The sequence below is a fragment of the Actinorhabdospora filicis genome, from assembly GCF_030269765.1.
In the GTDB taxonomy this organism is placed as follows: domain Bacteria; phylum Actinomycetota; class Actinomycetes; order Mycobacteriales; family Micromonosporaceae; genus Actinorhabdospora; species Actinorhabdospora filicis.
In genome coordinates, this window is record NZ_BSTX01000001.1 from 1,230,459 (window position 1) to 1,244,525 (window position 14,067).

14 protein-coding genes are annotated in these 14,067 nt (G+C 70.5%); 5 read left to right on the forward strand and 9 right to left on the reverse strand.

Annotation, left to right across the window (positions count from 1 at the left end; all coding sequences use genetic code 11):
* Positions 1–34: 34 nt before the first annotated feature.
* From QSK10_RS05635 to QSK10_RS05650, 4 genes are all read right to left on the reverse strand, one after another.
* Positions 35–1,903, reverse strand: a complete 1,869-nt coding sequence (locus QSK10_RS05635) for an ABC transporter ATP-binding protein (RefSeq protein ID WP_285661513.1) — start codon at positions 1,901–1,903, stop codon at positions 35–37.
* A complete protein-coding gene (locus QSK10_RS05640) occupies positions 1,900–3,696 on the reverse strand; it encodes an ABC transporter ATP-binding protein (RefSeq protein ID WP_285661514.1) in 1,797 nt (598 codons plus the stop codon). The genes QSK10_RS05635 and QSK10_RS05640 overlap by 4 nt, the downstream gene beginning before the upstream one ends.
* A 173-nt stretch (positions 3,697–3,869) precedes the next feature.
* Positions 3,870–4,589 carry a TIGR03089 family protein gene (locus tag QSK10_RS05645; protein ID WP_285661515.1) on the reverse strand — a complete coding sequence of 240 codons (720 nt, stop codon included), beginning with the start codon at positions 4,587–4,589 and terminating at the stop codon, positions 3,870–3,872.
* A gap of 9 nt (positions 4,590–4,598) precedes the next feature.
* Positions 4,599–5,522, reverse strand: coding sequence for an aldo/keto reductase (locus QSK10_RS05650; protein WP_285661516.1), 924 nt, complete (start codon positions 5,520–5,522; stop codon positions 4,599–4,601).
* Positions 5,523–5,573: 51 nt separating this feature from the next.
* Here QSK10_RS05650 and QSK10_RS05655 point away from each other — a divergent pair, with 51 nt between their 5' ends.
* A complete protein-coding gene (locus QSK10_RS05655; RefSeq protein ID WP_285661517.1) occupies positions 5,574–5,978 on the forward strand; it encodes a MerR family transcriptional regulator in 405 nt (134 codons plus the stop codon).
* 30 nt (positions 5,979–6,008) lie between these two features.
* Here the strand turns inward: QSK10_RS05655 and QSK10_RS05660 are convergent, their stop codons facing one another.
* Both QSK10_RS05660 and QSK10_RS05665 read right to left on the reverse strand, forming a co-directional pair.
* The gene (locus QSK10_RS05660; protein WP_285661518.1) at positions 6,009–6,920 is read right to left on the reverse strand and encodes an RpnC/YadD family protein; all 912 of its coding nucleotides are present in this window, start codon (positions 6,918–6,920) and stop codon (positions 6,009–6,011) included.
* A gap of 94 nt (positions 6,921–7,014) precedes the next feature.
* Positions 7,015–8,151 carry a DNA recombination protein RmuC gene (locus tag QSK10_RS05665; protein ID WP_285661519.1) on the reverse strand — a complete coding sequence of 379 codons (1,137 nt, stop codon included), beginning with the start codon at positions 8,149–8,151 and terminating at the stop codon, positions 7,015–7,017.
* A 42-nt stretch (positions 8,152–8,193) separates the two neighbouring features.
* On the opposite strand from QSK10_RS05665, the gene QSK10_RS05670 reads away from it, so the two are divergent.
* The 3 genes from QSK10_RS05670 to QSK10_RS05680 are packed head-to-tail and all read left to right on the forward strand — an operon-like array spanning position 8,194 to position 9,701.
* Positions 8,194–8,931, forward strand: a complete 738-nt coding sequence (locus QSK10_RS05670; protein WP_285661520.1) for a hypothetical protein — start codon at positions 8,194–8,196, stop codon at positions 8,929–8,931.
* 18 nt (positions 8,932–8,949) lie between these two features.
* Positions 8,950–9,312, forward strand: coding sequence for a hypothetical protein (locus tag QSK10_RS05675; RefSeq protein ID WP_285661522.1), 363 nt, complete (start codon positions 8,950–8,952; stop codon positions 9,310–9,312).
* Positions 9,313–9,344: 32 nt separating this feature from the next.
* On the forward strand, positions 9,345–9,701 hold the full coding sequence (locus QSK10_RS05680) for a hypothetical protein (protein WP_285661523.1): 357 nt from the start codon (positions 9,345–9,347) through the stop codon (positions 9,699–9,701).
* A gap of 360 nt (positions 9,702–10,061) precedes the next feature.
* On the opposite strand, the gene QSK10_RS05685 is transcribed toward QSK10_RS05680, so the two are convergent.
* The 3 genes from QSK10_RS05685 to QSK10_RS05695 form a co-directional block, all read right to left on the reverse strand.
* Positions 10,062–11,135 (reverse strand): mannose-1-phosphate guanylyltransferase, encoded by a 1,074-nt coding sequence (locus QSK10_RS05685; protein WP_285661524.1) that lies wholly within the window; start codon positions 11,133–11,135, stop codon positions 10,062–10,064.
* 25 nt (positions 11,136–11,160) lie between these two features.
* The gene (locus tag QSK10_RS05690; protein WP_285661525.1) at positions 11,161–12,294 is read right to left on the reverse strand and encodes a glycosyltransferase family 4 protein; all 1,134 of its coding nucleotides are present in this window, start codon (positions 12,292–12,294) and stop codon (positions 11,161–11,163) included.
* A 119-nt stretch (positions 12,295–12,413) separates the two neighbouring features.
* Positions 12,414–13,370, reverse strand: coding sequence for a 4-hydroxy-3-methylbut-2-enyl diphosphate reductase (locus QSK10_RS05695; RefSeq protein ID WP_285661526.1), 957 nt, complete (start codon positions 13,368–13,370; stop codon positions 12,414–12,416).
* 116 nt (positions 13,371–13,486) lie between these two features.
* Between QSK10_RS05695 and QSK10_RS05700 the strand changes: the two genes are divergently transcribed.
* Positions 13,487–14,050 carry a TIGR03086 family metal-binding protein gene (locus tag QSK10_RS05700; RefSeq protein WP_285661527.1) on the forward strand — a complete coding sequence of 188 codons (564 nt, stop codon included), beginning with the start codon at positions 13,487–13,489 and terminating at the stop codon, positions 14,048–14,050.
* Positions 14,051–14,067: the final 17 nt, after the last annotated feature.

Genomic DNA, 14,067 nt, shown 5'->3' on the forward strand with positions numbered 1-14,067 from the left:
GGCGGGCGCCGAAGCGCCCGCCCTCCACAGCCCGTCAGACCAGGCTGTCCTGCCACTGCTCGTGCAGCTTGGCGTACCGGCCGCCGCCGTCGATCAGCGCCGACGGCGGTCCGTCCTCGACCACCTGCCCGCCGTCCAGGACCAGCACCCGGTCGGCGATCTCGACCGTGGACAGCCGGTGGGCGATGACGATCGCGGTCCGGTCGGCCAGGATCGTGCGCAGGGCCCGCTGCACCAGCCGCTCGCTGGGGATGTCCAGCGAGCTGGTCGCCTCGTCCAGGATCAGGACGCGCGGGTCGGCCAGGAACGCCCGCGCGAACGCCACCAGCTGCCGCTGCCCGGCCGACAGGCGGCCGCCGCGCTTGCGGACGTCGGTGTCGTAGCCCTCGGGCAGGCCGGTGATGAACTCGTGGGCGCCGATGGCCCGGGCGGCCTCCTCGATCTGCTCGCGGGTGGCGTCGGGACGCCCGAAGGCGATGTTCTCCCCGATGGTCCCGGCGAACAGGAAGTTCTCCTGCGTCACCATCGCCACCGCCCGCCGCAGCTCCGGCTCGGCGATGTCCTTCAGCGACACCCCGTCCAGGCTCACCACGCCCTCGCTCGGGTCGTAGAACCGCGACACCAGCTTGGCGATCGTGGTCTTGCCCGCGCCGGTCGCGCCCACCAGCGCCACCGTCTGGCCCGCCGGGATGTGCAGGTCGAAGGTCGGCAGGACCACCTTGTCCTTGTGGTACCAGAAGCGCACCCGGTCGAAGCGCAGCTCGCCACGGGCGGCGGGCAGCGGCTTCGGCTCGGCCGGCTCGGGCACGTCCGGTTCCTCGGCCAGGACCCCGGCCAGCTTGTCCAGCGCGGCGTTGGCCGACTGGAGCGTGTTGTAGAACATCGACAGTTCCTGCATCGGGTCGAAGAACCGGCGCAGGTACAGCACGAACGCGGCCAGCACGCCCACGTCGGTCTGGTGGTGCAGGACCCGGTAGGCGCCGTAGGCCAGCACCAGCGCCGTGGTCAGGTTGCCGATGCCCTTGACGCCGCCGGCGAAGGTCGCCGACAGCCGGTGCCCGGCGACGTTCTCGGCGCGGTTGTCCTCGTTCAGGTCGTCGAAGATGCGCTGGTTGCGCGGCTCGCGCCGGTAGGCCTGCACCGCGCGCACGCCGCCCATCGACTCCACGAAGTAGACGATCACCAGCGCGATCGTCTCGCGGGTCCGGCGGTAGACGCGGGCGGAGTTGACCCGGAACCAGTTGGACAGCCACAGCATCACCGGGAACGACAGCAGCGCCACCAGCGCCAGCATCGGGTCCAGCACCAGCAGGATCACCGAGATCGTGACGATGCTCAGGGCCGACAGGACCAGGTCGTTGACGCCGCCGTCGGCCAGCTCGCGGATGGCGTCCATGTCACTGGTGAGACGGGCGACCACCCGGCCGGAGGTGAAACGCTCGTGGAAGGCGATCGACAGCTTCTGGAAGTGCGTGAAGACCCGCCGCCGCAGGTCGAGCAGGATCTGCTGCCCCACCTTGCCCGACAGCGACAGGAAGCCGCGCTTGGTCAGGTACTCCACCGCGATCGCGGCCAGGAAGGCCGCGCCGACCGCGATCAGCGTCGCGTAGTTCTCGTTCTCCACGATCGGGGGGATGCCGGCGTCGATGCCGAGCTTCACCAGCAACGGACCGGCCATGCCCGCCGCGTTCTGGATCAGCAGCAGCACGACCGTCCACAGCAGGACCTTGCGGTAGGGCCGGATCAGCGAGCCCAGCAGCTTGCGCCCGCGGGCCCGCAGCGCCTTGATCGAACTCGCGTCGTCCTGCTCGGCGGAGGTGCGCTCCGCCTCCTCGGTGTCGGCGATCCCACGCCACGCGTGAGACTCCTTGACCTCGGGTTTCGGGGGTGTCTGGACTGTCACGCGGCGGCTCCCACGGTGTCGGCCTCGGCGGAGAGCACCGCCCGGTAGGCGGGGGTGGACTCCAGCAGCTCCGAGTGCGTGCCGACGGCCACGATCGTCCCGTCCTGCAACAGCGCCACCCGGTCGGCCAGCGCCACCGTGGACGGACGGTGCACCGCCACCAGCGCGGTCGTGCCCTTCAGCACCGAGGCCAGCGCGCGCTCCACCAGCTCCTCGGTGTGCACGTCGAGCGCCGACAGCGGGTCGTCCAGGATCAGCACGGCGGGCTTGACGATGACCGCGCGGGCCAGCGCCAGCCGCTGCCGCTGCCCACCGGACAGCGACAGGCCCTGCTCGCCGATGCGGGTGTCCAGGCCCCAGGGCAGGTCGTAGACGAACTCGGCCTGCGCGACCTGGAGGGCCTCCTCGATGTCGGCCTCGGTGGCGTCCTCGCGGCCCAGGGTCAGGTTCTCCCGGACGCTCATCGAGAACAGGGTCGGGTCCTCGAAGGCGGTGGCGACGTTGCGGCGCAGGCTGGACAGGGTCAGGTCGCGCACGTCGCGGCCGTCGATCGTCACGCGGCCCTCGGTGACGTCGTAGAGGCGCGGCGCCAGCGACAGCAGCGTGGTCTTGCCGCAGCCGGTGACACCGGCGATGGCCAGGGTCTCGCCGGGCCGGACGTCCAGGTCTAGGCCGGTGAGGATCTCCTTGCCGGTGCCCTCGTAACCGAACCGCACTCCCTCGAAACGCAGGTGTCCCTTGGCGTCCGCACGGTCCAGGTCGGTGGCGCCGGGCCGGTCCACGATGGCCGGTTCGGTGTCCAGCACGTCGAAGATGCGGTCGGCGGCCGTCATCGCCTCATTGCCGTTGGCGATGATCCAGCCGAGCGCCTCGATGGGCCACACCAGCATCAGCTGCAGGGTCACGAAGGCGACCAGCTCACCGATGGTCATGGCGCCGGCGGCCACCGCGATGGACCCGCCGATGAGGACGGCGGCCAGCACCAGGTTCGGAATCGCGTCGAACATCGACCACGACTTCGACAGCATCCTGACCTTGCCGACGGAGATGTCGCGCAGCTTGGCCGCCTCGCCCTCGAAGCGCTCGATCACGTGCCGGGACCGGCCGAAGGCCTTCACCACACGGATGCCCTGGGCGGTCTCCTCGGCGGTGTTGGCCACCTCGCCGGCCTGGTCCTGCTCGGCGCGCGAGGCGCGGATGTAGCCGCGCGCGAAGCTGCGGGACAGGAAGAACAGCGGGACGGCGCTGGCGGCGACCACGAGCCCGAGCGGCCAGTAGATCTGGAGCAGCTGGGCGATCACGGCCACGTAGGTGAACACGTTGATGACCAGGAAGATCATGCCCCAGGCGGCGAACCTGCGGATGCGGCCGAGGTCGCCGGTGGCCCGGGACAGCAGCTGCCCGGTCTGGAACCTGTCGTGGAAACCGGCGTGCAGCTTCTGGACGTGGGCGTAGATGTCGCGGCGCATGTCGGCCTCGACGCCGAGCGCCACGGTGGCCTGGATGTAGCGCCGCAGCCACACCAGGAAGGCCTCGGCGACACCGAGGGCGAGGATGGCCGCCGCGAGCCACCAGAGCCCGTCGTCGTCGGCGCGCGTGACGGGACCGTCGATGACGGCCTGGATCATGCGGGGCGTGGCGAGGGCCGCCAGGGAGGCGAAGACGGCCAGCACGAGCATCGCGGCCATGCGGCCCGCATAGGGCCTCAGGTACTCGCGAAGTCGCCACAAATTGGACATGGCGTGCCGCTGTGGACGCGGCTCGGCATCAGGAGGATGTGTGGTTGAGGGCATGGCCCGAACATTAACCGCCAGGTCGGACGGTCCTCTCCTGGTTTTTCCACGCGAAATGGACCCGGGAAAGCCCCATGACCACCCAAGATAGGGAGGTAACCGCCGAATCCCTGACGCAAAACTGTGATGCGGATCACACTAGATAATGTCAGGGATGATCGGCGGCCCGGTCCTTACCCCAGATCGAGCCGGACGGCCCGCTCACTGGCCGCCCGCGCGTCCAGGTCCACGCCCTCGGCGTTGCGGCACAGCACCACCGAACCGTGCGCGGCCATGGGCGTGAGCAGCCAGTCCAGTGGACGCAGCCGCTCACCGGCGACCAGGACCCGCGCGCCCGGCGCCAGCCCCAGCTCCTGCGCGCGAGCCCGCGCGGAGGCCACGATCTCGTCCTGCGTGCGCTGCCCACCGCGCGGCAGCGCGACGAGCGCGGGCGCGTCCCCGGCGACCGGCGCGACCGGCCGGAAGTGGTCACCGTAGGTGCGGACCTCTGTCAGAAAGTCGACCACTCCCGGATGCTCCTGCGCCAGCCGCAACGCCATCGGCCGCAGGCCCACGCCGAAGACCTCCGGCGCCTTCGGCGCCTCGCCCAGCCGGTCCTCGCCCACGAAGGCCACGTCCACATCGGACGGCTCGTGCGCGACCGCCAGGCCCGCGCTCCAGCAGCCGGTCAGCAGCGCCGCCGTCAGCCAGTGCGCGGGCATGTCCACCGCCGCCACCGATCCCGCGTCCAGCCCCAGGCCGTCGACGAGCAGGTTCGCCGTCTTGTTCGCCCAGTTGGCCAGGGTCAGGTAGGACAGCTCGATGCGCTCGCCGGTCGCGTCGTCGTAGTAGGTCAGGAACGGTCGCGCGGGGTCGGCGCCCGCGGCGGCGGCGAAGAGCTCCGGGATGGTCATGCGGTGAGCCTACGCGGCGTCCAGAGTGGCCCTGACCTCGTCCGGGAGGCTCAGCTCGCGGGCGGCCATGTTCTCCTCCAGCGTCTCCAGCCGCGTGGTGCCCAGGATCGGGACGGTCTTCACCGGACCGCCCATGAGCCACGCGAGCACGACCTGGCTCGGCGTGGCGCCGAGCTTCTCCGCCGCCTCGCCGACCAGCGCCAGCCGCCGCTCGGTGACCGAGTCGCGGTAGGCCTCGGGCAGCTCGCGCCCGGCGTAGGCGCCGAAGACCATCGAGGAGTAGGCGAACAGGGTCAGGCCCTCGTGCTCGCGCAGGTAGTCGATCAGCTCGGGACCGGCGTCGTTGAAGCGCGCCTCCCACAGGTCCCCGCGCGTGGCCCGCCGGACGAGGGAGTGCCGGTGCTGAAGCCACTCCACCGGCGTCCAGCCGTTCGCCTCGATGATCGCCCGTGCCCGCTCGATGCGCCACGTGGCGTAGTTGCTCAGGCCGAGCCGCTCCACCCGCCCGGCCACGACCTCCTCGTGCAGGGCCTCCAGCGTCTCCGCCAGCGGCACCGTCCGGTCGTCGATGTGCGCGTACAGCGCGGCGACCCGGTCCACGCCCAGCCGCTCCAGCGAACCGTCGAGCGCGCCGTGCACGGTCTCGGCCGACAGGCCCTCCCAGTTGCCCGGCCAGTCCTCCTTCGGGCCGGTCGGCTGCGCGCCGAGCTTGGTGGCCACCACGGCGTCGGCGGGCTTACGCGAGGCGAGCCAGCGTCCGATGACCTCCTCGGCCTCCCGGCCGGTGGCGCCCTCGTCCCAGAAGGAGTAGTTGTCGGCGGTGTCGATGATCCGCCCGCCGAGTTCGAAGAACCGGTCCAGCAGCCGGAAGACCCGGTCCTCGTCGACAACGGTGCCCCAGCCGCACGATCCGAGCGCGAGTTCGTAAGTCATGCGTCCCAGCGTGCAACCTGGAGCGCGCTCCAGGTCAATATCCTTGCCCGCATGACGACCTACTACAGCCCCGCCGAAACCGTCGAGCGCACCGGATTCAGCCTCGACACGCTGCGCTACTACGAGAAGGCCGGCCTCCTCCTGGACGCGCCCCACCGCGCCAGCTCCGGCCACCGCCGCTTCAGCGATGACGACCTCGCCTGGCTCGGCACCCTCGCCTGCCTGCGCGACACCGGCATGCCGATCGCCGAGATGCGCCGCTACGCCGAACTGTGCCGCGAAGGCGACCACACGATCCCCGAGCGCATCGCCCTGCTGGAAACCCACAACTCCCGCGTGGAGGACCACATCGGCGACCTGCTGTCGAAGAAGGCCCGCGTGGAGCACAAGCTGGACTGGTACCGGGAGTACGCGCAGGGGAACGCGATCGCGGGAGGGGGACGGCTGGGGAAGTGAGGGGTGAGGGGTGTGAGGGGTTGGGTCGCGCTAGCCGAAGATCTCTTCGGCGGTGGCGGCGGTGGCCGCGCGGGTGAACCAGATGGTGAGCGTGTCGAGGTCCTCGCAGGACTCGATGCGCTCGACGGCCTCGGGCGTGCCGATTCCCCTGATCGCGAGCAGTGCCACCGTCATCTGACGCTGCCGCCTCAGCTCGCCGCGGGCCTCACCTCGCGCTTCACCTCGGGCCTCACCTCGCGCTTCACCCTCGGAGATCCCTCGCGAGTAGATCCGCTCGTTCATCCGCTGGAACTCGTGAGTGCCGGTTGCCATCAACCTCTCCAGGATCTCTCGGGCCTGGACGGGCAGCACCTCGTCCAAGACCCCAGCATAGCCTTGTGCCTGGTCAACCGGGATTTTCGCGAGCACGGTCATCAGTGCCTCCAGCACCTCTTCGATATCAGGTTTCTTCGCGTGCAGTAGAGCCGAGAAAACGGCGATCTCCGCGTCTTCCTCGTAATCGTCTGAATCGGTGACCTTTGGGAAGCTCTCCGGCGAGATGGCAGTCGGCTGTACGACCATCTGCGAGCCGATCCGAATCGGCTCTCCCGCCCACGTCGCGATCTTGGCACTGGGGCAGATGACGAGAAGGTAGACCGCGCAGCCTTTGCGCGCCCAGACACTGGCCATGTACAGCGGCCAGGTTCGCTGCTTCATGTCGTCGCGCTTGCGCTGCACCTCCACGATCACCGTTGCGCTGAGCCCGCCGTCGCGCTTCACTCCGTAGACCCGGTCGGCCCGGGCCTCAGTGGGATTGAAGTCGGTGGCGCGCTCACTGATGTCCTCGACGGTGATCTCACCGTCCTCTGGCGCATGCCAGTCGGCGAGCCTCATCAGTCGCGGTATGAGCTCCGGCATCCGGTCGAGCAACTCGATCGGCGCCTCATGGTCTCGGGTAACCATGCATCTCTCCTTCCTGCATATGCAGATTGCCTGCACGCAGTCACAGAGAGTAATTCATCTATTCACGTCTATTTACCCCCAGGGTCGAACAAACCTACGAATCCCCACCCAACTCCCCCGCCCTGACCTGCCGCGGCGTCAGCTCCACCGGGTCGATCACCGCCAGCTCGTCCTTGCTCACCCCCATCTCGGCGAACTTACGGGCCGTCACCAGCACGCGGGTCTCGATCGAGCCGACCGCCTTGTTGTACGCCTGCACCGAGGCCGACAGGGACGCCCCGAGGCGGGTCAGGTGGGCGCCCATCGTGGAGAGCCGCCCGTAGAGCTCCTTGGCGAGGGTGTGGACCTCGGCGGCGTTGCGGGCGAGGGTGTCCTGCCGCCAGCTGTAGGCGATCGTGCGCAGCATCGCCACGAGGGTCGCGGGGGTGGCCAGGACGATGTCGCGGGAGAAGGCGTACTCCAGCAGCGCGGGTTCGCGGCGCAGGGCGGCGTCCAGGAACGCGTCGGCGGGCACGTAGAGGACCACGAACTCGGGCGTGGTGTCGAAGGCGCGCCAGTACTCCTTGCGGGCGAGGGCGTCGACGTGCGCGCGCAGCTGCTTGGCGTGCACCGACAGCGCGGTGTCGCGGGTGGGCTCGTCGGTGGCCTCCATCGCCTCCAGGTACGCCTCGAAGGGCGCCTTGGCGTCGACGACGACGCTGCGCCCGCCAGCCAGGTGCACGACGAGGTCGGGGCGGATCACGCGGTCCTCGACGGCGGTGGTGAGCTGCTCGGTGAAGTCGCAGTGTTCCAGCATCCCGGCCGCTTCCACGACCCGGCGGAGCTGGTGCTCGCCCCAGCGGCCGCGGACCTGGGGGGCGCGCAGGGCCGAGGACAGGGACGCCGTCTCGCCGCGCAGCTTGTCGGAGGTGCGGGCGACCTCGGCGACCTGGGTGCGCAGGGTGGCGTAGGCGTCCAGGCGCGCGCGTTCGACGTCGGCGATGTGCCGCTGGTAGCGGTCCAGGCTCTCCCAGAGCGGCTGGACGAGTTCGGACAGCTCGCCCTTCGCCTCGCGCTGGACGTCGTGGCTGAGCGCGCGCAGCGACTGCTCCAGCCGCGCCTCGCCCTCGGTGTGCGACTGGAGACGCGCGGTCAGCGTCGCGACCTCGGCGGCGGCGCGGGAGCGGGCGGCGTACCAGCCGATCGCCACCCCGGCGGCCAGGCACAACACGGCGATCAGGACATAAGACATGACCTCCAGTGTGCCCTCAGAAACGGCAGGTACCTTTCAAGCATGGCGGATTACGCGCTCCCGGTCGCGATCGTTCTCGTCTTGCTGGCGGTCTTCGCGGGCTTCATCGTGCTCGGACGCAAGGCGGCCGCGCGGCGCCTCGCCGACGCGCGCGAGGAGGCGCTGCGGTGGTACGAGCGCCTCGGCGGCCAGACCATGAACCTGCACGGCGGCGACAGCCTCGCCGCGCAGCAGGCCCTCGTGGACGCCGGTGAGCGCTACAACGCGGCGGGCGCGCAGCTCGACCGCGCGACGACGCTGCGGCAGTACGAGCTCGCGGGCCAGACGGCCGTCGAGGGGCTGTTCTACGTGCGCGCCGCGCGTGAGGCGCTGGGGATGGACCCGGGGCCGGAGCTGCCGGAGTCGCGCACGGGCCGGCTCAAGGAGCGCATCGAGGCCGACGTCCAGGGCCACCGCTACACCGCGAGCCCGACGCCGTCCAACCGCACCACGCACTACTACCCGGGTGGTTACGTCGAGGGACGGCCCGTCCCGTCCGGCTGGTACAGCGAGCCGTGGTGGCGGACGGCCGCCGCCAGCGGTGTCGGGATGCTCGGCGCGATGCTGGTCTTCGACGCGCTGATCTCGCCCGGTTTCGACTCCGGCGCCGTCGAGGGCGCCTACGCCGACGGATTCGCCGATGGTGCCGCTTCCGACGGGGGTGCGGGCGGAGACTACGGTGGTGGCGATTTCGGCGGCGACTTCGGCGGAGGCGACTTCGGCGGGGGCGGCGACTTCTGACCGTGAAGGACCAAGCACGTGCGCTTTGTATTCGGTAATTTCCTCTGCCTGCTCATCTTCTTCGGGATCGTGGCCGCGGCCATCACGATCCCCATCGTGATCAGCAAGAACAAGCAGAAGAACGCCAACCCGTACGGCGCACAGCCGCCCTATCCGTACGGGCAGCAGCCCTATGGGCAGCCGCAGCAGCCGCAGTACCCGTACGGCCAGCCCGCGCAGCCGCAGCAGTACTACCAGCCGGACCCCTACGCGCAGCCGCCGGTGACGCACGACCCGTACGGCCAGCCGCAGCCGCCGCAAGACCCCTACGGCGGCCAATACCCCTATGGGCAGCCTCCCGGGCAGCAGCCGCCGCCTCACCAGCCTCCGTACGGGGGCTGATCGGGCTGGCGCGCGGATCTTAGCTTGAAGGCATGAGATTCCTGTTCGCCAACTTCCTGTGCCTGCTGGTCACGGTGGGCATCCTGGGCGCCATCGGCTTCGGCGTGTACTACGTCGTCCAGCAGAACAACAAGAAGCCGGGGCACCCGGGAAAAGCCCGGCCCGGCGGCTACCACGCCGGCCCGACGCACACCGGATACACCGACACGTCGAGTCCCTCATGGACGGACGATTCGGGACCGCAGCACCATCACCACGGCGGGCATCACCACCACGATGGCGGCGGTCACTCTCATTCCCACGACTCCCATTCCCAGGACAGCGGCGGCGGATGGGACTCCGGTTCGTCGTCCTCGGATTCCGGGGGTGGTGGGGACTCCTCCTCCTGAAACGACGATGGCGGTGGCGGCGGCGGGGACTAGCCGCCAAGCGCACGGTGGAAACGTGGACGCGGGGGAAGTGAGGGGGCGGCGAGGAGCCGCCCTCGGCGCTAACCTCAGATCATGGGGGATCTGTTAGGGCCGCTCTTTCTCGGCGGCATGGCCGTCCTGGTGATCACGTTGATGATCGTCTTCCGTCCGCGCCCACGCACTGTGCGACGACAAGGCGACCATGACGGCCTGAATGCGTACGACTCGTGGTCGGGCGCCCCCGGGCAGAACTGGTCGTCGGGATCGGCCGACTGCGGTTCGGACTCCGGGGGCGGCGGCGGGGACTCGTCCTGCTGACGCTCCCGCCGCCGGCCTGCCTCACACCCGCTTGGTGTCGCCCCGCTGCTTGAGGACGTCCACCAGCTTCTTCACGTCCTGCGCGCGCGAGCGCGGGCACACCAGGACCGCGTCCTCGGTGTCCACGACGACGAGGTCGTGGACGCCGACGGTCGCGATGAGCCGTCCGCCGCGCGGCACGACCACGGTGTCGGTGGTGTCGATGGCGAGGACGTCGCCGTCGCCGATGACCACGTTGCCGTTGACGTCGGTCTCCAGGACCTCGGCGAGGGTGTGCCAGTCACCGACGTCGTTCCAGGAGAACGAGCCGGGGACGACGGCGACCTTCCCGGCGGCCGCGGCGCCCTCCATGACCGCGTGGTCCACCGAGATCTTCGGCAGGGTCGGCCAGAGGCGGCCCTGGACCTCCTCGCGGTGGGGGGTGTCCCAGGCGGCGGCGATCTCGCGGATGATGCCGTGCAGTTCGGGCTGCTGGCGCTCCAGCTCGCCCAGGAACACCGCGACGCGCCACACGAAGAGGCCGGAGTTCCAGAGGTAGCCCTCGGCGATGTAGCGCTCGGCGGTCTCGGCGTCGGGCTTCTCGCGGAACTCCCGCAGGACCTTCCCGCCGTCCAGGTCGTCGCCGCAGCGCAGGTACCCGTACCCGGTCTCGGGGTAGGTGGGGACCATGCCGATGGTCATCAGGTAGCCGTCCTCGGCCAGTTTCGCGGCGGCGCGGACGGTGGCGACGAAGCTGTCGGCGTCGGGGATGAGGTGGTCGGAGTGGAAGGACCCCATGACCCCCTCGGGGTCGCGTTCGGCGATGACGGCCGCGGCGAGCGCGATGGCCGCGCAGGAGTCGCGGGGGGACGGCTCGACCAGCAGGTTGCCGTCGGGGACGGTGGGCAGCTGGCGGGCGACCGGCACGGCGTGCGAGGTGCCGGTGACGACGTAGGTGTGCGCCGCGTCGGCCAGCGGTGCCAGCCGCTCCACCGTCGCCTGCAGGAGACTACGGTCGGCGCCCGTCAGGTCGTGCAGGAACTTGGGATGGCTGGAGCGGGACAGCGGCCACAGCCTTGTGCCGCTGCCTCCCGCCGGGATGACGGCGTGAAACATGCCGACCAGTATGCGGGATGCCGGTCTAGCGTCCGGCCGCCACCTTCCGCCAGGTGGCCAGGTGGGCCTGCGCGCTGCGTTCCCAGGTGAATTCCTTCGCGCGTTCGACGCCCAAACGCGCGAGTTTGCGCCGGCGCGGCTCATCGTTCAGTAGCGCTTCGAGGTCGCGGGCGATCTCGGCGGAGTCCTCGCCGGTGTAGGCGACGGCGTCGCCGCCGACCTCGGGCAGTGAGAGGCGGGGTGTGGTCAGCACGGGTGTGCCGCAGGCCATGGCCTCCAGGACGGGCAGGCCGAAGCCTTCGCCGTGGCTGGGGTAGGCGGCGACGAGGGCGCCGCCGAGGTAGCCGGGCAGGTCGGCGTAGCGCAGGTAGCCGGGACGCACGACGCGCAGCTCGCCGGGGACCTCGGCGATGGCGGAGTCGATGGCGTCGTCGTGCCCGGAGCCGCCGGCCAGGACCAGCGCGGGCGGGTTGGGGCGGCCCTGGACGGCGCTGGCCCAGCCGCGCACGAGGTTGGGCACGTTCTTGCGGGGCTCCATGACGCCCAGGAACGCCACGTAGGGCGTCCCGGACAGTCCGAGGCGCGCCGCGACGCGCTGGCACTCGTCCTCGCCGGGCACGTGGAAGGCCTCGGGGTCGAGTCCGTGGTAGGCGACGTCGATGCGGGTGGGGTCGGCGTCGAGGAGGCGGATCAGCTCGTCGCGGGTGGCCTTGCTGGGCACGACGACGCGCGCGGCCCGGCGCAGGCTGGTCTTGATCGCGGAGCGGAAGAAGGTGCCGCGCGGCTTGTCGTAGTGGTCGCGCTCGGTGAAGAAGGTCGCGTCGTGGACGGTGACGGTCACCGGGCAGGACGCGCGCAGAGGGCAGGTGTAGAACGGCGAGTGCAGGACGTCGGCGTTGACCTGGGTGGCCAGCAGCGGGAGTCCGGTCTGCTCCCAGGCCAGGCGCGCGGGCCGGTGGGCCGCGGCGGCGGGCGCGGCGATGATCTCGGCGTGCGGGAGCGCGCGTCCGTAGCGTTCGGAGTCGGTGCGCTGGCAGACGACGGTGAGCGCGAGGTCCTCGTCGATGAGCGCGCCCAGCAGCCCGTCCACGTATCGCCCGACACCGCCCCGGTCGGCGGGAACCCCTGTGGCATCGACGAGTACGCGCAGACGGGACACTGAAATCCACTCCTCGTTGAGTCGTCTGTGACGAGTCTGACTGCCGAGCCTACGCCGTGGACCGGTACGGGCGCGGGGGCGGCCACCTGGAGGGGTGATGACGGATTGGTGACTCCCGTTTAGGAGACGCCGGCCTTCTTCATGTCGCGCTTGAGCTCCTGCGGCAGGGAGAAGGTGAGCCGCTCCTCGGCGCTGTCGATGGTCGCCAGGTCGCCGTAGCCGCGCTCGGCGAGGTAGGCGAGGACGTCCTGGACGAGGTCGTCGGGCACCGACGCGCCGGAGGTGACGCCGACGGTCTCCACCCCGTGCAGCCAGGCCTCGTCGATCTCGTGGGCGAAGTCGACGAGGTAGGACGCGTCGGCTCCGGCGCCGAGGGCGACCTCGACCAGGCGCACCGAGTTGGACGAGTTGCGCGAGCCCACCACGAGCACCAGCTCGCACTGGGGGGCCATCTCCTTGACCGCGAGCTGGCGGTTCTGGGTGGCGTAGCAGATGTCGTCGGAGGGCGGGGCCTGCAGGAGCGGGAGCTTCTGGCGCAGCCGGTCGACGGTCTCCATCGTCTCGTCCACCGAGAGGGTGGTCTGGGACAGCCACACGACCTTCTCGGGGTCGCGGACGGTGATCTTGTCGACGCCGTCGGGGCCGTCCACGAGCTGGATGTGCTCGGGGGCCTCACCGGAGGTGCCGATGACCTCTTCGTGGCCCTCGTGGCCGATGAGGAGGATGTCGTAGTCCTCGGCGGCGTAGCGCCGGGCCTCCATGTGCACCTTCGTGACGAGGGGGCAGGTGGCGTCGATGGCCCGCAGCTTGCGCGCCTTGGCCTCGTCGTGGACGACGGGGGCGACGCCGTGCGCGGAGAAGATCACGGTCGCGCCGACGGGCACTTCCTCGTTCTCCTCGACGAAGATCGCGCCCTTGGCCTCCAGGGTGGCCACGACGTGCTTGTTGTGCACGATCTCCTTGCGCACGTAGATCGGCGGACCGTAGACCTCCAGGGCCTTCTCCACGGTCTCCACCGCACGGTCGACACCGGCGCAGTAGCCGCGGGGTTTGGCGAGAAGAACGCGTTTCGACACATCGCCATGGTACGCAGGCGGCCCGCGCGCCCACCCGGGCCCGTGTGGGCGGTCACATGCGCGGCCCGTCGCGTTTGTTCAATCGGCGCGGGTGGTCCGGGCCATACCGTGGTCACATGATCGAGTTGATGAAGCGGGCCGCGGCCGAGGCCGCCGCCGTCGCGCGGGCCGTCGGCGACGTGGACCTGGACGCCCCCACCCCCTCGGCGGACTGGGACACGCGCGCACTCCTGAACCACTGGGTCCTGTGGACCTCCCACGCGCTGGAGAAGCGCGCCCTGCGCGAGCCCTTCGGCGAGGAGCTGACCGGGCGCGACTTCGCGTCCGAGCCCGGCTGGCGGCAGGAGTACCTCAAGCACCTGGACGCCGGTGTCCGGGCGTGGTCGCGGCCGGGGGCGCTGGACGGCGACATCGACACCGGCGGCGGCGCCATGGCCGCCGCGGACGTGGCCTCGATGCTGACCCTGGAGCTGGTCCTGCACACGTGGGACGTCGCCAAGGCCACCGGCGTCGACTACGACCCCGACTTCGGTACGGAGTTCCTGCCGGTGGTCGAGAAGTGGGCGGACATGTACCGCCAGTACGAGGGCTTCGGCGACACCGTCGAAACGCCCGAGGGAACGTCGGCGCTGGACCGCGCGCTGGCTTTGTCCGGGCGTGACCCGAAGTGGGCGGCCTGAACTGTCCGACCGCTCGT

Bases quoted from the DNA above. Each gene is read 5' to 3' on its own strand.
- QSK10_RS05640 (WP_285661514.1), bottom strand. From the start codon at position 3,696: ATGCCCTCAACCACACATCCTCCTGATGCCGAGCCGCGTCCACAGCGG.
- QSK10_RS05645 (WP_285661515.1), bottom strand. From the start codon at position 4,589: ATGACCATCCCGGAGCTCTTCGCCGCCGCCGCGGGCGCCGACCCCGCG.
- QSK10_RS05650 (WP_285661516.1), bottom strand. From the start codon at position 5,522: ATGACTTACGAACTCGCGCTCGGATCGTGCGGCTGGGGCACCGTTGTC.
- QSK10_RS05655 (WP_285661517.1), top strand. From the start codon at position 5,574: ATGACGACCTACTACAGCCCCGCCGAAACCGTCGAGCGCACCGGATTC.
- QSK10_RS05660 (WP_285661518.1), bottom strand. From the start codon at position 6,920: ATGGTTACCCGAGACCATGAGGCGCCGATCGAGTTGCTCGACCGGATG.
- QSK10_RS05665 (WP_285661519.1), bottom strand. From the start codon at position 8,151: ATGTCTTATGTCCTGATCGCCGTGTTGTGCCTGGCCGCCGGGGTGGCG.
- QSK10_RS05670 (WP_285661520.1), top strand. From the start codon at position 8,194: ATGGCGGATTACGCGCTCCCGGTCGCGATCGTTCTCGTCTTGCTGGCG.
- QSK10_RS05680 (WP_285661523.1), top strand. From the start codon at position 9,345: ATGAGATTCCTGTTCGCCAACTTCCTGTGCCTGCTGGTCACGGTGGGC.
- QSK10_RS05685 (WP_285661524.1), bottom strand. From the start codon at position 11,135: ATGTTTCACGCCGTCATCCCGGCGGGAGGCAGCGGCACAAGGCTGTGG.
- QSK10_RS05700 (WP_285661527.1), top strand. From the start codon at position 13,487: ATGATCGAGTTGATGAAGCGGGCCGCGGCCGAGGCCGCCGCCGTCGCG.